The sequence below is a fragment of the Pelagibius sp. genome, assembly GCF_965227505.1.
In the GTDB taxonomy this organism is placed as follows: Bacteria; Pseudomonadota; Alphaproteobacteria; order Kiloniellales; family Kiloniellaceae; genus Pelagibius.
This window is the reverse complement of the sequence record NZ_OZ245757.1, coordinates 4,675,822-4,696,996: the sequence shown is the minus strand read 5'-3', so window position 1 is coordinate 4,696,996 and position 21,175 is coordinate 4,675,822. Positions and strand designations below refer to the sequence as shown.

At 65.4% G+C, this 21,175-nt stretch carries 20 protein-coding genes; 4 read left to right on the top strand and 16 right to left on the bottom strand.

Annotated features, from left to right (window positions below):
* Positions 1-2 precede the first annotated feature (2 nt).
* Entirely contained in the window at positions 3-491 is a 489-nt protein-coding gene (locus tag ACO06P_RS22055; protein WP_420347385.1) for a fasciclin domain-containing protein, read from the bottom strand.
* Between the two features lie 489 nt (positions 492-980).
* A complete protein-coding gene (locus ACO06P_RS22050) occupies positions 981-1,469 on the bottom strand; it encodes a fasciclin domain-containing protein (RefSeq protein WP_420347384.1) in 489 nt (162 codons plus the stop codon).
* A 292-nt stretch (positions 1,470-1,761) separates the two neighbouring features.
* Between ACO06P_RS22050 and ACO06P_RS22045 the strand changes: the two genes are divergently transcribed.
* Positions 1,762-3,213: a cryptochrome/photolyase family protein gene (locus ACO06P_RS22045; protein ID WP_420347383.1), complete on the top strand. Its 1,452-nt coding sequence runs from the start codon at positions 1,762-1,764 to the stop codon at positions 3,211-3,213.
* A 3-nt stretch (positions 3,214-3,216) separates the two neighbouring features.
* Here ACO06P_RS22045 and ACO06P_RS22040 read toward each other — a convergent pair whose 3' ends face one another.
* The 3 genes from ACO06P_RS22040 to ACO06P_RS22030 form a co-directional block, all read right to left on the bottom strand.
* Positions 3,217-3,792 carry a DinB family protein gene (locus ACO06P_RS22040; protein ID WP_420347382.1) on the bottom strand — a complete coding sequence of 192 codons (576 nt, stop codon included), beginning with the start codon at positions 3,790-3,792 and terminating at the stop codon, positions 3,217-3,219.
* 23 nt (positions 3,793-3,815) lie between these two features.
* Positions 3,816-4,211 carry a rhodanese-like domain-containing protein gene (locus tag ACO06P_RS22035; protein WP_420347381.1) on the bottom strand — a complete coding sequence of 132 codons (396 nt, stop codon included), beginning with the start codon at positions 4,209-4,211 and terminating at the stop codon, positions 3,816-3,818.
* A 176-nt stretch (positions 4,212-4,387) separates the two neighbouring features.
* Entirely contained in the window at positions 4,388-5,260 is an 873-nt protein-coding gene (locus ACO06P_RS22030; RefSeq protein ID WP_420347380.1) for a LysR substrate-binding domain-containing protein, read from the bottom strand.
* 121 nt (positions 5,261-5,381) lie between these two features.
* On the opposite strand from ACO06P_RS22030, the gene ACO06P_RS22025 reads away from it, so the two are divergent.
* Complete coding sequence (locus ACO06P_RS22025; protein WP_420347379.1) at positions 5,382-6,662, top strand: MFS transporter; 1,281 nt, start codon at positions 5,382-5,384, stop codon at positions 6,660-6,662.
* Between the two features lie 11 nt (positions 6,663-6,673).
* Here ACO06P_RS22025 and ACO06P_RS22020 read toward each other — a convergent pair whose 3' ends face one another.
* Positions 6,674-7,492, bottom strand: coding sequence for an LOG family protein (locus tag ACO06P_RS22020; RefSeq protein WP_420347378.1), 819 nt, complete (start codon positions 7,490-7,492; stop codon positions 6,674-6,676).
* Between the two features lie 300 nt (positions 7,493-7,792).
* Complete coding sequence (locus ACO06P_RS22015; protein ID WP_420347377.1) at positions 7,793-8,326, bottom strand: hypothetical protein; 534 nt, start codon at positions 8,324-8,326, stop codon at positions 7,793-7,795.
* Between the two features lie 231 nt (positions 8,327-8,557).
* Between ACO06P_RS22015 and ACO06P_RS22010 the strand changes: the two genes are divergently transcribed.
* The gene (locus ACO06P_RS22010; RefSeq protein WP_420347376.1) at positions 8,558-9,604 is read left to right on the top strand and encodes a trypsin-like serine peptidase; all 1,047 of its coding nucleotides are present in this window, start codon (positions 8,558-8,560) and stop codon (positions 9,602-9,604) included.
* A gap of 121 nt (positions 9,605-9,725) precedes the next feature.
* On the opposite strand, the gene ACO06P_RS22005 is transcribed toward ACO06P_RS22010, so the two are convergent.
* The 8 genes from ACO06P_RS22005 to ACO06P_RS21970 all read right to left on the bottom strand — a co-directional run bounded on the left by ACO06P_RS22005 (position 9,726) and on the right by ACO06P_RS21970 (position 18,207).
* Positions 9,726-11,456 carry an ABC transporter substrate-binding protein gene (locus ACO06P_RS22005; RefSeq protein WP_420347375.1) on the bottom strand — a complete coding sequence of 577 codons (1,731 nt, stop codon included), beginning with the start codon at positions 11,454-11,456 and terminating at the stop codon, positions 9,726-9,728.
* A gap of 163 nt (positions 11,457-11,619) precedes the next feature.
* Positions 11,620-11,901 carry a DUF2160 domain-containing protein gene (locus ACO06P_RS22000; RefSeq protein ID WP_420347374.1) on the bottom strand — a complete coding sequence of 94 codons (282 nt, stop codon included), beginning with the start codon at positions 11,899-11,901 and terminating at the stop codon, positions 11,620-11,622.
* 2 nt (positions 11,902-11,903) lie between these two features.
* Entirely contained in the window at positions 11,904-12,704 is an 801-nt protein-coding gene (locus ACO06P_RS21995; protein WP_420347373.1) for a carbohydrate ABC transporter permease, read from the bottom strand.
* Entirely contained in the window at positions 12,701-13,564 is an 864-nt protein-coding gene (locus ACO06P_RS21990; protein WP_420347372.1) for a carbohydrate ABC transporter permease, read from the bottom strand. Before ACO06P_RS21990 ends, ACO06P_RS21995 begins: the two co-directional genes overlap by 4 nt.
* Positions 13,565-13,567: 3 nt before the next feature.
* Entirely contained in the window at positions 13,568-14,641 is a 1,074-nt protein-coding gene (locus ACO06P_RS21985; RefSeq protein WP_420347371.1) for an ABC transporter ATP-binding protein, read from the bottom strand.
* Positions 14,642-14,646: 5 nt separating this feature from the next.
* Complete coding sequence (locus ACO06P_RS21980; protein WP_420347370.1) at positions 14,647-15,732, bottom strand: ABC transporter ATP-binding protein; 1,086 nt, start codon at positions 15,730-15,732, stop codon at positions 14,647-14,649.
* A complete protein-coding gene (gene glpD, locus ACO06P_RS21975; RefSeq protein ID WP_420347369.1) occupies positions 15,732-17,255 on the bottom strand; it encodes a glycerol-3-phosphate dehydrogenase in 1,524 nt (507 codons plus the stop codon). Before glpD ends, ACO06P_RS21980 begins: the two co-directional genes overlap by 1 nt.
* 148 nt (positions 17,256-17,403) lie before the next feature.
* Positions 17,404-18,207 carry a DeoR/GlpR family transcriptional regulator gene (locus ACO06P_RS21970; RefSeq protein WP_420349667.1) on the bottom strand — a complete coding sequence of 268 codons (804 nt, stop codon included), beginning with the start codon at positions 18,205-18,207 and terminating at the stop codon, positions 17,404-17,406.
* Positions 18,208-18,549: 342 nt separating this feature from the next.
* Here ACO06P_RS21970 and ACO06P_RS21965 point away from each other — a divergent pair, with 342 nt between their 5' ends.
* Positions 18,550-20,190, top strand: coding sequence for a DUF427 domain-containing protein (locus ACO06P_RS21965; protein WP_420347368.1), 1,641 nt, complete (start codon positions 18,550-18,552; stop codon positions 20,188-20,190).
* Positions 20,191-20,202: 12 nt separating this feature from the next.
* Here ACO06P_RS21965 and ACO06P_RS21960 read toward each other — a convergent pair whose 3' ends face one another.
* The gene (locus ACO06P_RS21960; protein WP_420347367.1) at positions 20,203-21,096 is read right to left on the bottom strand and encodes an isocitrate lyase/PEP mutase family protein; all 894 of its coding nucleotides are present in this window, start codon (positions 21,094-21,096) and stop codon (positions 20,203-20,205) included.
* Between the last annotated feature and the right edge of the window lie 79 nt (positions 21,097-21,175).

The window sequence follows — 21,175 nt, the reverse complement described above, 5'->3', positions numbered from 1 at the left end:
CGTTACTGGGGCAACACCACGGTGTCGATGACGTGGATGACGCCGTTGGAGGTCTCGATGTCAGCCTGGATCACCTGCGCCTCCTCGACCTGGACGCCGCCCTTCATGGCATCGATGGTCAGCTCGCTGCCCTGGACTGTCGTCGCCTCGGTCATCTTGCCGGCGATGTCACCGGACATCACCTTACCCGGCACCACGTGGTAGGTGAGGATCGCGACCAGCTGATCCTTGTTCTCCGGCTTCAGCAGATTCTCGACCGTGCCTTCCGGCAGCTTGGCAAAGGCTTCGTCCGTCGGCGCAAAGACGGTGAAGGGGCCATCGCCCTTCAGCGTTTCGACAAGACCGGCGGCCTGCACCGCGGCGACCAGGGTTTCGAACTGACCGGCTTCGACGGCGGTGTCGACGATGTCGGCCGCCTTGGCGGCAAGGGACGAAAGGGCGAGCGGGGCCGCAATGGCGGCAGCAAAAAGGGTACGCGAAAGGGCCTTCATGAGGTGCCTCCTCCATGGATTGGACGATCTTGCTGGGACGATGGCAGTGACCGTTCCTGTCAGTCGAACCGGTTCCGTCGGTTTTGCTGCCGTTCGCTTAAGAGCGGAGGTAGAGCGGCAGACGGGAGCGTCAAGTCGCTGATCACATGAAGAAAATTTAAGGTTTGGGAGGTTGTCGGGTAAGCCCTTGATTGCGTGCTGCCACGGCCTCGTTGGCTCAGCGAGGAAGCGACCCTGGCCCTAGAAAGAACACAGCCCGGGCTGCCCGCAACGGGGATCGTCCTGCGGACTTCGCGCACCCTCTGCGCGCCACGACCGAAGCCGCAGCCACGAACAGGGGACCGCCCAGCAAGCGATCGCCGAACAAGGAAACGGCCGCCCCGAGTCATCGGGACGGCCGCCAGAACGCTGCTGCCGAACGCTACCGCGAAAAGCGGGAGCGGCGGCGTGCGATCTGATGATTTACCTTGGTGCGTTACCTTCGATGCCTTACTGCGGCAGCACCACGGTGTCGATCACATGGATGACGCCGTTGGAGGTCTCGATATCAGCCGAGATCACCTGGGCATTGTCGACGGCAACGCCGCCGTTCAAGGTGTTGATGCTCAGCTTGCTGCCCTGGACCGTGCCGGCCTTCAGCTGCTTGTTGCGGATGTCGGAGGACATCACCTTGCCCGGAACCACGTGATAGGTCAGGACCGCCACGAGCTGATCCTTGTTTTCCGGCTTCAGCAGGTTCTCGACCGTGCCGGCGGGCAGCTTGGCGAAAGCCTCGTCGGTGGGCGCGAAGACGGTGAAGGGACCCTCGCCCTTCAGCGTTTCGACCAGGCCGGCGGCCTTCACGGCGGCGACGAGGGTCTCGAACTGGCCGGCCCCGACGGCGGTGTCGACAATGTCAGCCGCCTTGGCAGCAATGGATGAAAGGGCGAGCGGGGCCGCAACGGCGGCGGCGAAGAGCGCGCGCGAAAGGGTTTTCATGAGAATACCTCCTCCAGTCAGTGGTTTTGCTGAGGCGGCGACAGAGGCTGTTGGCGGTAGCCCAACCGTTTCCCCCGGTCTTCTTGTCGCGCGCTTGCTCTGCCAATTAGCGCCTGGGTTTAGGCGGTCAAGACGCTCGGCGAAAAAAATGTGAAATTTTCCCACGATTCCTCAGAAAACCGCGGATGTCTGCCCACAAATAAGTTTCGGAGGGAGTTGGCAGCCTCGATCCGCGCTATAAATGGTCTGGGGAGTGTCCCCGTCACCAACCCGACCCTATGACCCCTTCACGATGACCGTCTCACCCAGCATCGTCTGGCTGCGCCAGGATCTGCGCCTGGCCGACAACCCTGCCCTGCAGGCCGCCTGCGCACGCGGGGGTAAGATCCTGCCGGTGTTCGTTCTGGACGACGCCAACGCCGGCGCCTGGAAGCCCGGTGGCGCGGCGCGCTGGTGGCTGCACCATTCCCTGGCCGCCCTGCAGGGGGAACTGCGGTCCCGGAGCGCGCCTCTATGCCTGCGCCGCGGCGATGCCGAGGAGATCCTGCCGGCGCTGGCGGCGGAAACCGGCGCAGGGGCGGTGTTCTGGAACCGCTGTTACGAACCCCACGCCATCGCCCGGGACAAGGCGCTGAAAGCAAGGCTGCGGGACGACGGCCTTACAGTCGAAAGCTTCAACGGCGGCCTTTTGTTCGAGCCCTGGGAGATCCGCACCGGCAGCGGCGGGCCCTACAAGGTCTTCACACCGTTCTGGAAGGCCATGCTGGCGGCCCCGGCCCCGCCTGCCCCCGAACCGGCGCCGGAGCGCATTGACGGCTTGGACGGAGTCTCCGGCGACCGGCTGGAACACTGGGATCTGCTGCCGACGAAGCCCGACTGGGCCGGCGGCCTGCGGGACAACTGGACGCCGGGCGAAAAGGGCGCGGTGGCCCGCCTTCGCGCATTTCTGGACGAGGCGGCCGGGGCCTACACCGCGCGACGCGACCGGCCCGACGAGCCCGCAACCTCCCGGCTCTCCCCGCACCTGCACTGGGGTGAGGTCTCGCCACGACAGGTCTGGCAGTCCGGACACCAGGTGATCGCCGCCGGCACCGCAAAGGAAGACGGCGTGATGGGCTTCCTGCGTCAGCTCGGCTGGCGCGACTTCTCCCACCTGCTCCTCTACCACTGGCCCGATTTCGCCGAGCGTTCCTGGCGGCCGGAGTTCGACGCCTACCCCTGGCGCGATGACGATGCCGGTTTCGAAGCCTGGTGCCGGGGGCGCACCGGATATCCCATCGTCGATGCGGGCATGCGCGAACTCTGGCATACCGGCTGGATGCACAACCGGGTGCGCATGATCACGGCGTCCTTCCTGGTGAAGCATCTGCTGATCCCCTGGCAGCGGGGCGAGGCCTGGTTCTGGGACACCCTGGTGGATGCAGACCTGGCGAACAATTCCGCGGGGTGGCAATGGGTCGCCGGTTCGGGCGCAGATGCCGCCCCCTACTTCCGCATTTTCAATCCCATCACCCAGGGCGAAAAGTTCGATCCCGACGGCCGCTACGTCCGCAAGTGGGTGCCGGAAATCGCGACGCTGCCGGATGCCTATCTGAACAAGCCTTGGGAGGCTCCGCCCCCGGTGCTGGCAGAGGCGGGCATTCTTCTTGGCGAGACCTACCCCAAGCCCATCGTCGATCACAAGGCGGCCCGGGCCCGCGCACTCAGCGGCTACGAGGACATGAAGAAGGCCGCCAGCGCCTAAGGATCAAGCGCCCGGCGCGGGCCACGCCCGCCAGAGATCCTCCTCCTGCCAGCCGAGTGCGCCCAGTTCCGCGGCGCGAAAGCCTCTGTCTTGATTCAGGAAGAACTCGTCGAGCTGCGGGGGCTCAACCCCGGCGGTGGACAGCAGGCCGTGTGCCTGGCCGCGATGATGGACCTGATGCTGGAAAAGATGCAGCAGCACCCGGTCGGTCCGTTCGATCCTGTCGCCGTCCGCGCGGATCAGGCGTACCGGGGCGCCAAGCGCGGTGTCGTCCAGGCCTTTGCAGAACACGATCAAGCGCTGGTCAACGGCGGCCTGTTCGCGCTGAAGGTCTGCAGGTGTCTTGCAGGGCTCCTCGTCGCGCCAGGCGGCGGGGCCCAGGCTGCCGCCCTCCAGCGCGTCAACATAGTACCAATCGACATAGAGGATGTGATTGAGGGTCGCCCGCAGGCTGCCGAAGAACCCGCCGAGAGGCGCGGTGAACTGCTCTTGTGTCACGGCAGCACAGGCCGCCAGCAGCCGCCGGTTCGCCCAGGCGTTGTTGCGCGCCTGGGCCAGAAGGTGGTCCACCGTGTTCACCGCCGCCCCCTACGCCAAGATCGCTAGACGTCGCGCAGGGGATCGATTGGCGCCTCGGCCTCGCTCCAGGCCTGAAAGCCGCCGACGAGGTTTGCCACCCGCTGGAACCCCATGTCCTGCAGCGTCTTTGCGGCAAGCGCCGAGCGCCCCCCGGAGGCACAGAACACGACAAGCTGCTTGGCCGGGTCGAAAGACGGGATGTGCATCGGGCTCTCCGGATCGGCGACAAACTCCAGCAGGCCGCGCGGCACATGGGCAGCGCCCGGAATCGTGCCTTGCGCCAGTTCTTCGCGCTCGCGCAGGTCGATGAAGGCCACATCGGCATCCTCGAGCATGTCCATGGCCTCGCGCACTGAGACCGCATCGACAACCGCATTGGCTTCCGCCAGCAGAGCCTTGAACCCCTTGGTGATGACCATGGCTGTCTCCTCTTGCTTCTCTGCGGGAACCATAGAGCAACGGCCGACGCGGTTCATCATCGATCGCATCCAGGAGCGGCCACGGCTGAGGCGGGAACCGGAAAAGTGTGCTGCGAGAAGGCCGTACGCCGCAGGCGACACGAGCGGGGCCTGCGACAATCAGTCGGCAGCCGCGTTCACCCGCCGCCGACCCGCTCGACAGTCTCCCGCTTCAGGATCGCGGCGAGACTGCGCGCCGGTGCCGAAGCCTCCGGCGCCCGGAGCATCCTCAATTCGATGCGCGGCAGATCCGGCAGGCCGGCGTTGCGCGGGAGACACACCATATCCTGCGGCAGGCCGTGCTCGGTTCGAACCGCAACGCCGAGTCTGGATCGCAGGGACGCCCAGATACCGGGCAGGCTCGGCGTTGTGACGGCTGCATGCCAGCGCCGCTTGGCCCTATCGAGCGCCGTCAGCGCGGCTTCGCGGAAATGGCAGGGATGGCTGAAGAGAACCAGGGGGAGCGGATCCTGATCCGCGAGTTCCGCGTTGTTCCGCTGCGCGATCCAACGCATCGGAAGGTCGCAAAGCGCCTCTCCTTCCGCAGCCGCCCGCTGCTTGAACAGGGCAATCGCCACGTCGAGACGGCCGGCGGCAGTCTCCTCCCCCAGGATGTGGTTCGGGCCCGCCTGCACCTCGACATGCACGTTGCGATGATCCTGTGAGAAGGCCGCCAGGGTCGCGGGCATCACATCGTCGAAGAAATCCTGCGGCAAACCCAGCCGGACCGTCGTCGTACTCGCGGCAACGCCGAGCGTGGCCGCCGCTTCATCATTGAGCGCCACGATCCGGCGCGCGTAGGCGACCAGAGCCTCGCCCGCCGCAGTCGGCACGAGGCCCCGTCCCTTGCGCACGAACAGCGGCGTCCCCGCCTGTTGCTCAAGCTTCTTCAACTGCATGCTGATCGCGGACTGGGAGCGCCCGAGCTGTACCGCAGCACTTGCGAAGCTGCGCAGGTCGCTTCCCAGGACGATGGCGCGCAGAGCATCGATGTCGAAGGTCGGTTTCACTTCAGGTTTCTTGAATTTTCAGTTCATATATTTTCGTTATTCAAAACTATAGGCTGCCACTAACCTCTCGGTCAATCCGGGCGCATCGCCGCCCCATGCGAAGCTTCTTGGCAGGACGCAGATGACCATCAGCACCTTGGCGAATGACCGGGATACCAGCGGTTCCATGAGCATCGTGATCGCCGGTGGTATCGTCCTGGCACTGTCCTTCGGAGTGCGCGCGGTCTTCGGCGGCATCGTTGAGCCGGTCTCCAACGATCTCTTCGACGGCCGCATTGAAGTGATCTCGCTGTCAATCGCGATCCAGAACCTCGTCTGGGGATTGGCGCAGCCAGCCTTCGGCGCCGTCGCCGACAAATGGGGAGACCGCCTGGCGCTGTGGATCGGGCTCGGCTGTTATGCCCTGGGCCTGGCCGTCTGCGTTACCGGAAGCACTCCTCTGGCCCAGCACATCGGCACCGGCCTGCTTGTCGGCATGGGGATTTCAGGCACCGCCTTCGGCGTCGTTCTCGCCGTTGTCGGCCGGGCGGCACCGGCGGAAAAGCGAAGCGCCTACCTGGGCCTGACGTCCGCCCTGGGATCGGTCGGGCAGGTCGTTCTGCCGCTTGTGGTCTCACAGCTCATCGAATGGTTCGACTGGCGCACCGTCATGATCATCGTCGCCGCCATGCTGGCGCCCATGGCGCTGTGCATCCCGCGCCTCTGCTCGGCAGCGCCGCCGGCGGCCGAAGCCGCGGCTGTGCCGCTCGTCCGGACCCTGCGCCATGCCTTTACCCAGCCCAGCTATCTGCTGCTCGGCCTCGGCTTCTATGTCTGCGGCTTCCACCTCGCCTTCATCACCGCGCATCTGCCGAACTATGTCGTGCACTTCTGCGGCGGAACCACCATGACGCCCGACGAACTGCGGGCCTTCGGCCTGCGCGCGCTGGCCCTGGTCGGCCTGGCCAACATCGCCGGCACGCTGCTGGCCTCGCGCCTGGGCGCCATCTACCCCAAACCCTATGTGCTGGCGGCAATCTACGGCCTGCGCTCCCTGGTTCTTCTCGCCTTCATCTCGCAGCCCCTGACCCCCCTTTCGCTGATGATCTTCGCCATGGCCATGGGCGTCCTTTGGCTTTCCACGGTACCGCTGACCAGTGCACTGGTGCTCGTGATGTTCGGGCCGCGCGCCATGGGCACCCTCTTCGGCTTTGTTTTCCTCAGCCATCAGCTCGGCGGCTTCGCGGGCGTGTGGATCGGCGGCCTCTACTTCGACCGTTTCGGGCACTACGATGCGATCTGGTACGCCTCGATCCTGCTGGGCCTTCTTGCTGCCGGACTGCATCTCTGCGTCAAGAAAAGGGACCTGCGGCAGGCGACCGCTCCGCAGCAAGCTCAGCCCTTGTTGCGGAGCGGGAGCTGATCGGTGCGCCGCTAGAGTCGCGGTCCGGGTATGTCCAGGGCGTAGGACTGGAGCTGTTCGGTAACGAAGTCGAAGGCCTCGTCCACCGAGTCGGTGCGAAAGAACAGCTCGAGATCCTCCGGGCTGATGGTGCCGTAACGCTCCAGCGCTTCCAGGTTGATCACGTCCGCCCAGTACTGGCTGCCGAAGAGAACCACGGGCATCTGCTTGCGGATCTTTCCTGTCTGCACCAGCGTCAGCAGTTCGAAAAGCTCGTCGAGCGTACCGAAGCCGCCGGGCATGACCACGACCGCCTTCGCCAGGTAGGCGAACCAGAACTTGCGCATGAAGAAATAGTGGAACTCGAAGTTCAGTTCCCGGCTGATGTAAGGGTTGTCGAGCTGCTCCATGGGCAGGGAGATGTTGAGACCGACGTTCAGGCCCTTGGCTTCGGAGGCGCCACGGTTGGCCGCCTCCATGATCCCCGGTCCGCCGCCGCTGCAGACCACGAAGCGGCGGTCACCGTCCTCCAGCCCCTTCGACCACTCGGTGAGCCGCCGGGCCAGCTCCCGCGTGTCCTCGTAGTAGCGGGACATCTCAAGGTCCCGCTCCGCCCGCTTCAGGTCGCCGCCGTCCGCCCTGGCGGCGTCGAGTCGCTGCTGCGCCACGTCCCGCGGCAGGATGCGCGCCGAGCCGAAAAAGATAATCGTGTCGTCGATCTTGTAGTGGTTGAACCGGCTGTTGGGCTCGATGTACTCGGAAAGAATACGCAAAGCCCTGGCCGAGGCCGATTCCAGAAAGTCGAGGTTACGGTAGGCCTTCTTCGGAAGACCGTCTGTCGAGTTGCTCATAGCTGCCCAGTTTTCTCCCCAGTCCCCCCTGACGCGGCTCCAGCCCCCGAAGATGCGGAGGGTGCACTGCAAAGCCTCCGCGCCAAGACCCCCTCAAGCTATCGCAGTCCCCCGGTCCTGCAAAGGAAACGCCCCCACCGGGGAGGTCGGCGGGGGCAAGAGAAGGGAAGCTTTCTTGGGGAAGAGAGCACTGAAAAGCAGGCTCTACTGCCGCTTCTGGCGAAAGTTTAACGCAGTGAAGACCGGATTACAATCTTAAGGTTGCATCTTGCCCGTCATTTCTGCGTTTTGGTGTTGCGCCTACTGATCGAGCTGCCACTTGCGAATGAAAGAGCGGGCAAGATCGCGAAACCCGATGTTGGTCAGCACCACATGATCGCGCTCGCCGGTGACAAAGAGACCGGAGTCGCTCCACAGCAGCACCTGACCGGCCCGCTCCGACTGGGTCTGGCGGTCGAAGTAGCGGGTGTTCTGGGTCGCCATGGCACCGATGGTCGAGATGCAGGTCGCGCCTTCGTAGACCACCGTCGTTGCAGTCACGACAATGCGCACATGGGCGGAGCGCTGCACCGCAAGCCCCTCGGCGACGAGCGGCTGTTGGAACGATTCGAGGATCAGGTCCTGCTGCAGGCCGCACCGCTGCGAATCCGCGCTCAAGGGCGCCACGCTGATCTGCAGGACATTGACACCCGCCAGCGGGCCGCCAGCCGGGGCCGCCGCCGGTTGCGTCTGGTCCTGGGTCTGGTCTTGAGTCTGGTCTTGGGCCGGGGCCCCGGCGGCGGAAAACAGCAACAGGAACACGGCCGCCAAAAGACGGCTTGGCCGTAGCATCATGAACTCCTCCAAAACGATCGCATCTGGAACTGCGCGCGGAGTATGCCACGCAGCCCGGCAGGCGGCCACCGCGGAGGACCCGGCCGCGACCGGGTCGCGAACCGCGGATTATGGTCAGGCGCCTGGCGCCGAAGCAGGCTATAAGGAGGTCTCCGACAGGCAGGGGGGAGCCGACGAACAAAAATCGGTCACGCTAGGCGCAAGATGGCCAGCCGCAAGAGGGAGTGGGGCATGCAATCAGATCATCCGAATGGCCGCCGCCCGGCGCCGGCGACAACACATCGTGCGCGCGCTCTGGGCAGCCTGGCGTTGCTGCTGCTCCTCCAGGCCTGCGCCCCGAGCCAGGAAGCTCCGCCGGTCCCCTCCGCAACCCCGGAGGCGCAGCCCCCGATAGCTACCCGCGCAGACCCGACCCCGCTGGACGGCCGCGTGATCGTCGATGCGCAGGAATACCCCTGGAGCGCGCTGGGGCGCGTCAACCTTGCCGGGCAGGGGTTCTGCAACGGAATCCTGATCGGGCCGCAACTGGTCCTGACCCAGGCCCAGTGTCTCTATTCGAAGCGCGAAGCACGCTGGTGGCAGCCGCAGGAACTGCACTTCATTGCCGCCTACCAGAAAGACCGCTTCCTGGCCGACTCGAAGATCGCCGGCTTCACCCCGGCGCCGGGATACAGCCCCGCCGCCGGCGCCAACCTGGCCAACATCACCAACAACTGGGCAATCCTGAAGCTGGCGGAGCCCATCGGCCTCAAGACCGGCTGGCTGGGCCTGCAGTGGCGCGATCCCAGCCTGGAAGCGCGCGAAGCGCGCGGCGAAGCCGTCACGCTGCGCGCAGGCTATCGCGTCGACTGGCCTCACGCGGTTTCCCTCTACTTCGGCTGCAAGGGCCGGGAAGCAGCCCTGGCCGGTCTCTGTCAGGCCACAGCTTCCGAGCGGGCCTTGCCGCCCTTCGTGATCGCCGATGGGGAGGTGCGGGTCCTGGCCGACTTCTTCGTGCGCGGGGCAGCGCAAGGATCCGCGTTGGCCCGCCAGGCGGCGATGACCCGGCGGGGCAACCTGCTGGGCGACCCGGGCCAGCCTGCCGAAAGAGGTCCGGTGCGGGCCGTGCCGACGGCCTCCGCCACCACGCTTCTTCAGGCCCTGGGTTATGTCAACGCGCCCCGCGATGTGCAGGCTGCGGCGGCCGACTATGCAGCGGATCTGGGGCTGCCGGCGCGCAGGCCGCTCGATCTCTCCCTGCTTGCCGCGATGATCCGCTCGGCGCAGCGCATCGAGTAGCGCCCGGGCGGCAGGCCGACACGGCCAAAAAAAAGGGGCGGTCGAAGCCGCCCCAGCAGTGGAACCCCTGCCGCCGCGCCCGAAGCCGAGATGCTTCCGGCGGGCGGCATTCGGCCCAGGTTTATTGCCAGCGTTTGATGATCTCCTCATAGGCGATGGTCTCGCCCTGGGGCTTCTCGTTGGCGAGCTTGGCCTTGGGGCCGTCCGGCTTGCCAAGCCAGGCCGAAGCATCCTGCTCGTCGTTCAGACGCGGGCCGCAGCCGCCGTAGACGTTGGCCTGCTCGTCGGCCGCCTGCATACGCGCCATCACCTGGTCCATCTCGCCGGCGAGGCGGTCCATGGCCTCCTGCGGCGTGAAGGCACCGGAGTTCACGTCACCGATCTGCTGCCACCAGAGCTGGGCCAGCTTCGGATAGTCGGGGACGTTGATGCCGGTCGGCGACCACAGAACGCGGTCGGGCGAGCGGTAGAACTCGACCAGGCCACCCAGCTTGGGCGCCCGCTCGCTGAAGCTCTCATGCCGCACGGTTGAGTCGCGGATGAAGGTCAGACCGACGTGGCTCTTCTTGACGTCCACGGTCTTGGAGACCACGAACTGCGCGTAGAGCCAAGCCGCCTTGGCGCGGTCGATCGGCGTCGACTGCAGGATGGTCCAGGACCCGGCGTCCTGATAGCCGAGCTTCTGACCTTCCTGCCAGTAGGGGCCGTGCGGGCTCGGCGCCATCCGCCACAGCGGGTTGCCCTCGTCATCGACCGTGTTGTTGCCTTCCGCCTTCGGCTTCACCATCGAGGCGGTGAAAGCCGTGTACCAGAAGATCTGCTGGGCCACGTTGCCCTGGCTGAGCGCCGGCAGCGACTGGTAGAAGTCGTAGCTGGCCGCCCCCGGAGGTGCGTACTGGCGCAGCCATTCGTCCCACTTGCGGATGGCATAGACGGCCGCAGGACCATTGGTGCCGCCGCCACGGGACACCGAAGCACCCTGCGGGTTACAGGAGCCCGCTTCCATGCGGATGCCCCACTCGTCGATCGGCACGCCGTTGGGCAGGCCGGTCGAACCGGCACCGGCCATCGACAGCCAGGCGTCGGTCATGCGCCAGCCGAGGTCCGGCGCACGCTTGCCGTAGTCCATGTGGCCATACACGCGCACACCGTCGATCTCTTTCACATGGACGCTGAAGAACTCGGCGATGTCCTCGTAGGCCGACCAGTTGATCGGAACGCCCAGGTCGTAGCCGTAGATCTCCTTGAACTGAGCCTGCAGTTCGGGCTTGTCGAACCAGTCCTTGCGGAACCAGTAGAGGTTCGCGAACTGCTGGTCGGGCAGCTGGTAGAGCTTGCCGTCGGGCCCGGTGGTGAAGGACTTGCCCATGAAGTCGTCGATGTCGAGACCCGGATTGGTCACGTCCTTGCCCTCGCCTTCCATGAAGTCAGTGAGGTTGTAGGCAAGCTGGAGGCGCGAGTGGGTGCCGATCAGATCGGAGTCGTTGATGTAGGCATCGTAGAGATTGCGGCGCGTCTGCATCTGCGTCTGCACCGCCTGCACCACCTCGCCCTCGCCGAGCAGCTGGTGGTTCACCTTGATGCCGGTGATCTCTTCGAAGGCCTTGGTCAGGACCTCGGACTCGTAGCTGTGGGTCGGAATCGTCTCCGACAGCACGTTGATCTCCATGCCCTGGAAGGGCTCGGCGGCTTTGATGAACCAGTCCATCTCGGCGAGCTGCTCGTCGCGAGTCAGCGCCGAAGGCTGGAACTCTTCATCAACCCACCTTTCCGCCGCCGCCATGTCCGCGAAGGCAGGACCCGCCCCGCAAAGCATGGCCAGCGCGGTGGCTGATGCCAGTAGCTTCTTCATATTCCCTCCTCCCTTGAGGTTTTCATGCGCCCGAAAACGGGCCCAAAAACCGGCTCTGGGGAGCTTGGAGCTCCCACACAGCCGCCTTCGCCAGCGCCCTTCTGCAAATCCGGCACCGCCGTGCCCGGAGCGAAAGCGAATTCCATGTCAGCAGCCCTCCACCTCAAACCCAGCGGAAGACCGCGAGGGCGTAGATCACCGCGATGATCGTGGCGATCCACAGCGGCCCGGTGGCCAGGGCCAGCCAGGCGAGGTGAATGTAGGCACTGCCCAAAAGCGAGATGAACAGACGGTCGCCGCGTGTCGTATCGAGCCCCAGGACGCCGCGGCGCGGGCTGCCGCCCGGGCGCCGCCACTCCCAGACCGTCATACCGACCAGCAGGAGGGCGATAACGCTGAAGAAGGTCGCCGTCTGCCAGGTCCAGGCCATCCATGAAAGGCCCATGATCAAACCCTCCCCATCGCAAAGCCCTTGGCGATGTAGTTGCGCACGAAGTAGATGACGATGGCACCCGGGATGATGGTCAGCACGCCGGCCGCCGCCAGCAAGCCGAGTTCATAGCCGGACGTACTGGCCGTGCGGGTCATCACGGCGGCAATCGGCTTGGCTTCCACCGAGGTCAGCGACTTGGCCAGCAGCATCTCCACCCAGGAGAACATGAAGCAGAAGAAGGCGGTGACGCCGATGCCGCTGCCGATCAGCGGCATGAAGATCTTGGTGAAGAAGCGCGGGAAGGAGTAGCCGTCGAGGTAGGCGGTCTCGTCGATCTCCTTGGGAACGCCGGACATGAAGCCTTCCAGAATCCACACCGCCAGCGGAATGTTGAACAGGCAGTGGGCCAGCGCCACGGCAATGTGTGTATCGAACAGCCCGATCGAGGAATAGAGCTGCAGGAACGGCAGGGCGAAAACCGCCGGCGGCGCCATACGGTTGGTCAGCAGCCAGAAGAAGAGGTGCTTGTCGCCGAGGAAGCGGTAGCGCGAAAAAGCGTAGGCCGCCGGCAGCGCGAAGGACACCGAGATCACCGTATTGAGCGCAACGTAGATGATCGAGTTGATGTAGCCGCTGTACCAGGTTGGGTCGGTGAAAATCTCGATGTAGCTGTCGACGGTGAACTCGGCCGGGAACCAGGAGAAACCGCCGAGGATCTCGTTGGTCGTCTTGAACGACATGTTCAGGAGCCAGTAGATCGGCAGCATCAGGAAGATGATGTAGAGCGTCGGGATCAGCCAGCGGAGACGGGTCATTTCTTCTCTCCCTGCATGGTGATCGTGTAGAACAGCCAGCAGACCAGAAGGGTCATCAGGAAGTAGATGATGCTCATGGCCGAGGCGACACCGAGGTTGAACTCGCCGAGCGCCGCTTTCACCAGATCGATCGACAGCACCGTCGTGGTGTTGCCGGGGCCGCCGCCGGTGAGCACGAATGGCTCGGTATAGATCATGAAGCTGTCCATGAAGCGCAGCAGGATCGCGATGGTCAGCACGTGCTTCATCTTGGGCAGCTGGATGTAGCGGAACACCGCCCAGCGCGAGGCGCCGTCGATCTGCGCCGCCCGATAGTAGTTTTCGTCGATGGACTGCAGCCCCGCATAGGCCAGCAACACCACCAGCGACGTCCAGTGCCAGACATCCATCAGGATGACCGTGAACCAGGCCGAGACCGGCTGCTGGGTGAAGTCGTAGTTGATGCCCAGCCAGTTGAGCCCGAAGCCCAGCAGGCCGATATCCGGCAGCGCGTAGATGTTCCACATCGCGCCCACGACATTCCAGGGAATCAGCAGCGGCAGCGCCATCAGGACGAGACAGACCGAGGCCCAGAAGCCGGAGCGCGGCATGGCCAGGGCGATCATCACGCCCAGCGGAATCTCGATCGCCAGAATGGTAGCGGTGAAGAAGAGCTGACGCCCCAGTGCGCTATGGAAGCGCTCCGAGGCGAGGACCGCATCGAACCAGCGGGTCCCCTCGAAGAAGAAGATGTTGTTGCCGAAGGTGTCCTGGACCGAATAGTTCACCACGGTCATCAGCGGCACGACCGCGTTCAGGGCAACGATCAGCAGCACCGGCAGAACCATGAACCAGGCTTTGTTGTTCTGGATCTTCTCCATGGCTCAGGCCTCTCCCCGGACGAGATGGGAATCCCTGTAGATGTTGATCCGGCGCGGATCGATCACCGCACTGGCCTCTGCCGGAACCGCGCTGCCCTCCGGCAGCACGGCGTCGAAGCTGCGCCCCTCGAAGAGCGCCCGTACGATCTTGAAGCGGCCGATGTCCTCGACACCCGTGACGGAGATCGGCAGGCCCTCGCCATTGGGCGCAAGTCTGACGAACTCCGGCCGCACGCCCATCTCCACCGTGCCCTCGAGCGCCGGATAGCGGCGCTGGAGGGGGATTTCGCTGTCGCCCAGCTGCAGGCGGTCGCCCGCGACCCGGCAGGGCAGCACGTTCATGCCCGGCGAGCCGATGAAGTAGCCGACGAAGGTGTGGGCGGGCTCGTCGAAGAGCTCTTCCGGCGTGCCGATCTGCACCACCTCGCCCTCGTACATCACCACCACCTTGTCGGCGAAGGTCAGCGCCTCCGTCTGGTCGTGGGTGACGTAGATCATGGTGTGGCCGAACTCGTGGTGCAGCTCCTTCAACTGGGTGCGCAGCTGCCATTTCATATGCGGGTCGATGACCGTAAGCGGCTCGTCGAAGAGGATGGCGTTCACGTCGTAGCGCACCAGCCCGCGGCCCAGGGAGATCTTCTGCTTCTCGTCCGCCGTCAGCCCCTGGGCTCTGCGCCCGGCCTTGTCGGTCATGTCGAGCATGGCCAGGGTCTTTTCGACGCGGCGGGCGATCTCGTCGGCGTCGACCTTTCTGTTGGCCAAAGGAAAAGCCAGATTCTGCGCCACGGTCATGGTGTCGTAGACGACCGGGAACTGGAACACCTGGGCGATGTTGCGCTGTTCCGGCGCCAGCGGCGTAACGTCGTGATCGTCGAAGAGGATGCGCCCACGCGACGGCACCAGCAGGCCGGAGATGATGTTCAACAGCGTGGTCTTGCCGCAGCCGGACGGCCCCAACAAGGCGTAGGCGCCGCCATCCTCCCAGTCGTGGTCGATCTGCTTCAACGCGAAGTCGCCCTCGCTCTGCGGGTTGGGCATGTAGGAATGGGCCAGCTTGTCCAGGGTGATGCGCGCCATGGTCCCTACCCCGCCTCTCGTACCGCCGGGGCGGCGACCAGCCGGTCGGCATCGTCGAAGACATAGAAGGATGCCGGATCGAGGTAGACCGAGATCGTATCCCCCACCTCGACGCGGTGCACACCGTGGGTCAGTGCGACCCAGCGCTCGCCCTCGCTCTCGACATGGACGAAGCTCTCGGAGCCGGTGATCTCCGTGGTGGACACAGCGGCCCGCGCCTCCAGACAGGCGACCCCAGGGCTGTGCAGCAGCAGATGGTGCGGCCGGATGCCTACCCGGTAAGGGCCGTCCGCCAGGGCCTCGGCCCCGGCGGGCGCCGCCACGGACCGCCCCGCGAAGCTGAACTGGCCGCCCGCCTTCACCATCGGCACCAGGTTCATCGGCGGGTCGGAAAAGGTGCGCGCCGTGATCAGGTCGACCGGGCGGTTGTAGACCTCGATGGTCGGACCGAACTGGGTCACCCGCCCCTCGGACAGCGTCGCCGTCCTGCCGCCCAGCAGCAGGGCCTCATGGGGCTCGGTGGTCGCGTAAACGAAGACCGCGCCGGTCTCGGCGAAAATGCGCGGCAGCTCGACGCGCAACTCCTCGCGCAGCTTGTAATCGAGGTTGGCGAGCGGCTCATCCAGCAGCACAAGGTCGGCGCCCTTCACCAGGGCCCGGGCCAGGGCGGTGCGCTGCTGCTGGCCGCCGGAGAGCTCCAGGGGCGTGCGCTTCAGAAGCGCGTCGATCTTCAGCAGTTCGGCCGCCTCGTTCACCTTGCGCTCGATGGTCGCCTTGTCGGCGCCGGCGACGCGCAGCGGCGAGGCGATGTTCTCGTAGACCGTCAGCGTCGGGTAGTTGATGAACTGCTGGTAGACCATGGCGACGTTGCGGTTCTGCACCGGCATGCCGACCACGGACTGGCCGTCGACCAGGACGTCACCCTCGCTCGGCCGGTCGAGCCCGGCCATCAGGCGCATGAGAGAGGTCTTGCCCGAAAGGGTCGGCCCCAGCAGAACGTTCAGCGAGCCGCTGTCGAGCATCAGCGAAACATCGCTGATGTGCATCTCCGAGCCGACGCGCTTGCTGACGTTCCGCAGTTCCAGCGCCATCAGGCCGACTCCTGCCGCGGCCTGCCGCCGTCCTGCCGCGCGAGCCAGGCCTCCAGCCTCTGCCGCGTCTGATCGGAAACGTGTAACCCCATCTTGGAGCGGCGCCACAGGATGTCGTCGGCGGTCTGCGCCCATTCATGCTCCCGCAGATAGGCCATCTCGGCGCCATAGAGGCCATCGCCGAAGTCTTCTCCCAGATCGGCAAGCGCACGCGCACCGGCAACGATGGCTTCGGCCCGCGTGCCGTAGTTGCGCACATAACGCCATGCCAGCTCCGCCGGCATCCAGGGGCGCTCCTTGCGGAAGCGGGCCAGATAGCCGTCGAAGTCGGCATCGGCGATGTTGCCGCCCGGCAGGGGCGCAGCGGCCGTCCAGGGCTCGCCCAGCGGCCCCAGGGCCTCGGCGAGTCTTACCAGAGCGTGCTCGGAGAGCTTGCGAAAAGTGGTGATCTTGCCGCCGAAGACCGAAAGCAGGGGCGCGCGACCGGGGCCGTAATCCAGTTCCAGCACATAGTCACGGGTGGCCGAGGAGGCATTCTCCGCCTCGTCGTCGTAGAGCGGGCGCACGCCGGAGTAGGCCCAGGCCACGTCCGCCGGCGTGATCTTCTCCCGGAAGTAGGCGTTCACCGCCTCGCAGAGATAAGCCGTCTCCTCCTCCGAGATCGCAACGGCGCCCGGATCGCCGTCGAAGTCGACGTCGGTGGTGCCCACGAGGGTGAAGTCCTGCTCGTAGGGAATCGCAAAGACGATGCGCCCGTCGGGGTTCTGGAAGATGTAGGGGTAGTCGTGCTCGAACATCTTGCGCACGACGATGTGGGAGCCTTTCACGAGGCGCAGCGACTGCGCCTTGTTGAGGCCGGCGCGTTGTTCGATGAATTCCGCCGTCCAGGGTCCCGCCGCGTTCACCAGCGCACGGGCCTGCACCTCCCGCGTCGAGCCGTCGCGCAGATCGCGCAGGACCACCTGCCAGCCGTCGTCCTGGCGGCGCGCCGAAGCGCATTCCACCCGCGTCAGCACCTCGGCCCCGTGCTCCTGCGCGTCCAGGGCGTTCAGGGTCACAAGGCGTGAATCCTGCACCCAGCAGTCCGAGTAGATGAAACCCTTCTTGAGTTCGGGTACCAGCGGCGCGCCGGCCTCGTGATGACGCAGGTCGACACCCTTGGAGCCCGGCAGCAACTTCCGCCCGCCGAGGTGATCGTAGAGGAACAGCCCCAGGCGAATCAGCCAGGCCGGCCTCAGCCCCTTGTTGTGCGGCAGGACGAAGCGCAGCGGCCAGATGATGTGCGGGGCCGAACGCAGCAGCACCTCGCGCTCGATCAGCGCTTCGCGCACCAGCCGGAATTCGTAGTACTCGAGATAGCGCAGGCCGCCGTGGATCAGCTTTGTGCTGGCCGAGGAGGTGGCTTGAGCCAGGTCGTTCTTTTCGCAAAGAAGGACGGAGAGACCGCGCCCGGCGGCATCGCGGGCAATGCCCGCCCCATTAATGCCACCGCCAACGACAACGATGTCGAACGCCTCGGTCATGACCGGCGCTGAGTCCTCCCCCAAAGCTGCCCCCTTGCACGGAGGCCTCCGCAGCCCAACGGTCTGCGCTTGATTGCTTGGGTGAAAGCATAGGCCGCATCGCCGAGCTTTGACAATCGAAAATATTCGAAAACGAAAAAAATCGAACTTAGGGAGCCGCAGGCCCAACCGGCGCAGAGGCCGGCGCCTCCTCCGCTCCGGCCGCAATATGCAGCGCCACGTCCGCCTGCTTCAGGATTTCACGCATTGCCTTGGACGGCGGGCGGTCGGTGAAGACCGCATCGATCTCGTCAAGGTGGCCAAGGCGGACCATGGCGTTGCGGCCGAACTTCGTGTGATCGGTCACAAGAAACACGCGGCGCGAGTTGCCGATGATGGCTTGCGCCGCGCGCACTTCCCGATAGTCGAAATCCAGGAGCGATCCGTCGTCGTCGATGCCGGAGATGCCGATGATCCCGATATCGACCTTGAACTGCCGAATGGCGTCGAGAGTCGCCTCCCCGACGATGCCTTTGTCGCGGCTTCGTACCAGTCCGCCGGCGATGATCACTTCGAAGTCGCGATTCTCCGATAAGATACTGGCAACATTGAGATTATTGGTGATAATGCGCAAGCCGCGGCGATTGACCAGGGCCTTTGCGACCTCTTCGGTCGTGGTCCCGATATTGATGAAGAGGGAGGCGTTGTCGGGCACCTCGGCAGCGGCGATGGCGGCGATGCGGGCCTTCGCCTCGCGGTTCATCACCTGGCGCGTCTGATAGGCCAGATTCTCCACCGAAGACGGCAGGCCGGCGCCGCCGTGATAGCGCCGCATCAGGCCCTGATCGCAGAGCTGGTTGATGTCGCGCCGCACCGTCTGGGGCGTTACCGCGAAGTGGTCGGCCAGGGCCTCGATGGCCACGAAGCCACGTTCGCGGACCAGATCGATGATCCGCTCCTGGCGCTGGTTCAACTCGCTGCGCGCGGGCCGCTGCTCAGCGCCGGCGCCCGCCTCACCAGGCTCGCTCACTGCCGTACTCCCATAACGAGATCATAGGTGCAGGCGCAAATTTTCGAAACCGAAAATTCGAACATTGACGCTGCGAGCGAGCCCGGGAGCCCAACAGCGGCCATTTCGGCGCCCGCTGCGGCCCCCCAGACGGCACAAAATATCAGGGCGTGAAAGGCCGGAGCGAAGTCCCTATATTGGCCCCTATATTGAAACGATTCAGCCACGCCGCGACGGACCGCCGATCACCGCGCCAAGGCAGTGGATTCCGCCCCGGTCGATCATCTCTATTTTTATGAGGCGTCTATGCAAGAGGCCGCTCCCCTCGCGCCAAAACTGCCCGAAACGCTGGATTCACGGGAATACCGCATTGCCATCGAACCGAGCCGCAAGCGCGTGCGGGTGGTCTTTGGCGGCCAGACCGTTGCCGACAGCAACCGCGCCCTGGTGCTGCGCGAGACCCGGCTGCCGCCGGTCTATTACCTGCCGCGCGAGGACATTGCGATGCCGCTGCTCCAAGCCAGCGAGCACCGCACCTACTGCCCCTTCAAGGGAACGGCCACCTACTGGCATGTTGTCGTCGATGGCAAGACAGTCGAGAACGCCGCCTGGAGCTACGAGGATCCCATCGAGGAGGCGCTCGGCATCCGCGGCTACGTCGCGTTCTACTGGAACAAGGTCGACACCTGGTTCGAGGATAACGCCGCAGTCGAGATCGACCCAAGTGACGGCATCGCCGAACACGCCAACCCGCTGGCCGCCTGGATGCTGCGGGAGGCCTGGGAAGCGACCTCCTCGGCGGAGCTGATCGACCGCCTGGGCCGCCAGCTGGTGGAAGCCGGCTTCGGCGTGTCGCGGATGAACGTGATCATCCCCACCCTGCACCCCCAGATGGCCAGCAACGCGTTCGTCTGGCGGCGCGGCGAGAGCGTCGTCGACGAGCGCGACTTTCCCCACTACGGCCTGCAGTCGGAGGCTTATCTCAACAGCCCCATTCGCCTGATCTTCGATGGTGCCGGCGGCATCCGCCGGCGTCTGGAAGGGTCGAATCCGCGGCTCGACTTTCCCATCCTGGAGGAGCTTCAGGAGGCCGGTGCGACCGACTACGTCGCCATGCCCATGCGGTTCTCCAACGGCAAGATCAACGCCTTCACTCTGGCGACCGACCGGCCCGGCGGGTTCACGACCGAACACCTCGGCCAGATCTACGAAGTCTTGCCGATCCTGAGCCGGCTGCTGGAGGTGCATGCCATGCACCGCATGTCACGCACCCTCCTTGATACTTATCTCGGCGCCTACACCGGTCAGCGCGTGCTCAACGGGCTCATCAAGCGCGGCGACGGCGAGAACATCCCTGCGGTGGTCTGGTACTGCGACCTGCGCGGTTCGACCGCATTGGCCGACAGTGTGTCGCGGGACGACTACCTCGATCTCATCAACCGCTTCTTCGAAGCCATGGCCGGCGCCGTCATGGACCGTGGCGGCGAAGTCCTGAAGTTCATCGGCGACGGCCTGCTGGCGATCTTTCCGATGGAGAAGGCACCCGCCTCCGAGGACGGCAAGGAAGCCTTCTGCGGTGCCAGCGCCTGCAAAGAGGCGCTGGAGGCGGCGCGCGACGCGCTGGGCCGCATGCAGCAAGTCAACGCCGCCCTGGCGGAAGACGGGCGGGCGCCGCTGCGCTTCGGTCTGGCACTCCATCTCGGCGACGTGACCTACGGCAACATCGGCGGCCAGAGCCGGCTCGACTTCACCGTGATCGGACCGGCCACCAACGAGGCGGCGCGCATCGACCATCTGACCAAGGAGCTGGGAATCTCCGTCCTGATGTCGGAGGACTTCGAGCGCTACGTCACCGGCAAGCTGACCTCGCTCGGCTTCCACCGCCTGCGCGGCGTGACCGACGACATGGAACTCTTCACGCTGCCGGAGCTGGCGCCGAAGGCTTAAAACGCCTGGACGTCAGTCACTCCGATAACGGTCTTCTTCGGCATAGTAGCGGTTGAAGCCGACAACCTCGCGCAGGCTGTCCCAGTCCAGCAGGTCCTGCGGGTGCTCCCCCGCCTCGAAGGATGCCAAAGCCTCCTGCATGGCCCTGATGGCCGCGGAAAGAAGGGTCAGCGGATAGGCCGCGAGCTTGTAGCCGATCGCCTCCAGTTCCGCCGGGGGCAGCACGGGGGTTTCGCCCTGCTCCACCAGGTTTGCCAGGGTCGGCTTGTCTACGGCGCTGCAGAAGGCGCGCATCTCCGCCTCCGATTTCGGCGCCTCAAGAAACAGAATGTCGGCGCCCAGGCGCTGGAACCCCTCGACCCGGCGCAGCGCCTCGTCCAGACCGTCCGTGGCGCGGGCGTCGGTCCTGGCCAGGATCAGAATGTCGGCGCCCTCGTCGCGGGCATCGACCGCCGCGCGCACGCGGGCCATGGCCTCGTCGTGGCCGACCACCGCCTTGCCGCGGGTGTGGCCGCAGCGCTTGGGCCAGACCTGGTCCTCGATCATGACCGCGGCAAAGCCGGCCTGGGCATAGCCGGCGACGGTGCGCTTCACGTTCACCGCATTGCCGTAGCCGGTGTCGCCGTCGCCGATCACCGGGATGCGGGTGGCCGCGCAGATGGTGCGGCCCTGATCCAGCATCTCCGCATAGGAGATCAGCCCTGCATCCGGAAGCCCCAGGCGCGCCGCGGAGACCGCAAAGCCGCTCATGAAGGTGAGCGGGAAGCCCGCCTGCTCGATGAGCTTCGCCGAGAGCGCGTCAAAGCAGCAGGGCATCGCGACGAGCCCCGGCTCCGCGAGGATCTTGCGCAAGGCCGCGGTCCCTTGCCGGCTGTTCCCCTGGGGGATGATGCCTGAAGCTGTCATCGATGGAGTCCTCACTTGCGTCTCGTGGCTCTTCGCCCTCCGTCGGGGCGTGACCGGCCGAACAGTAATCCCGCCGATA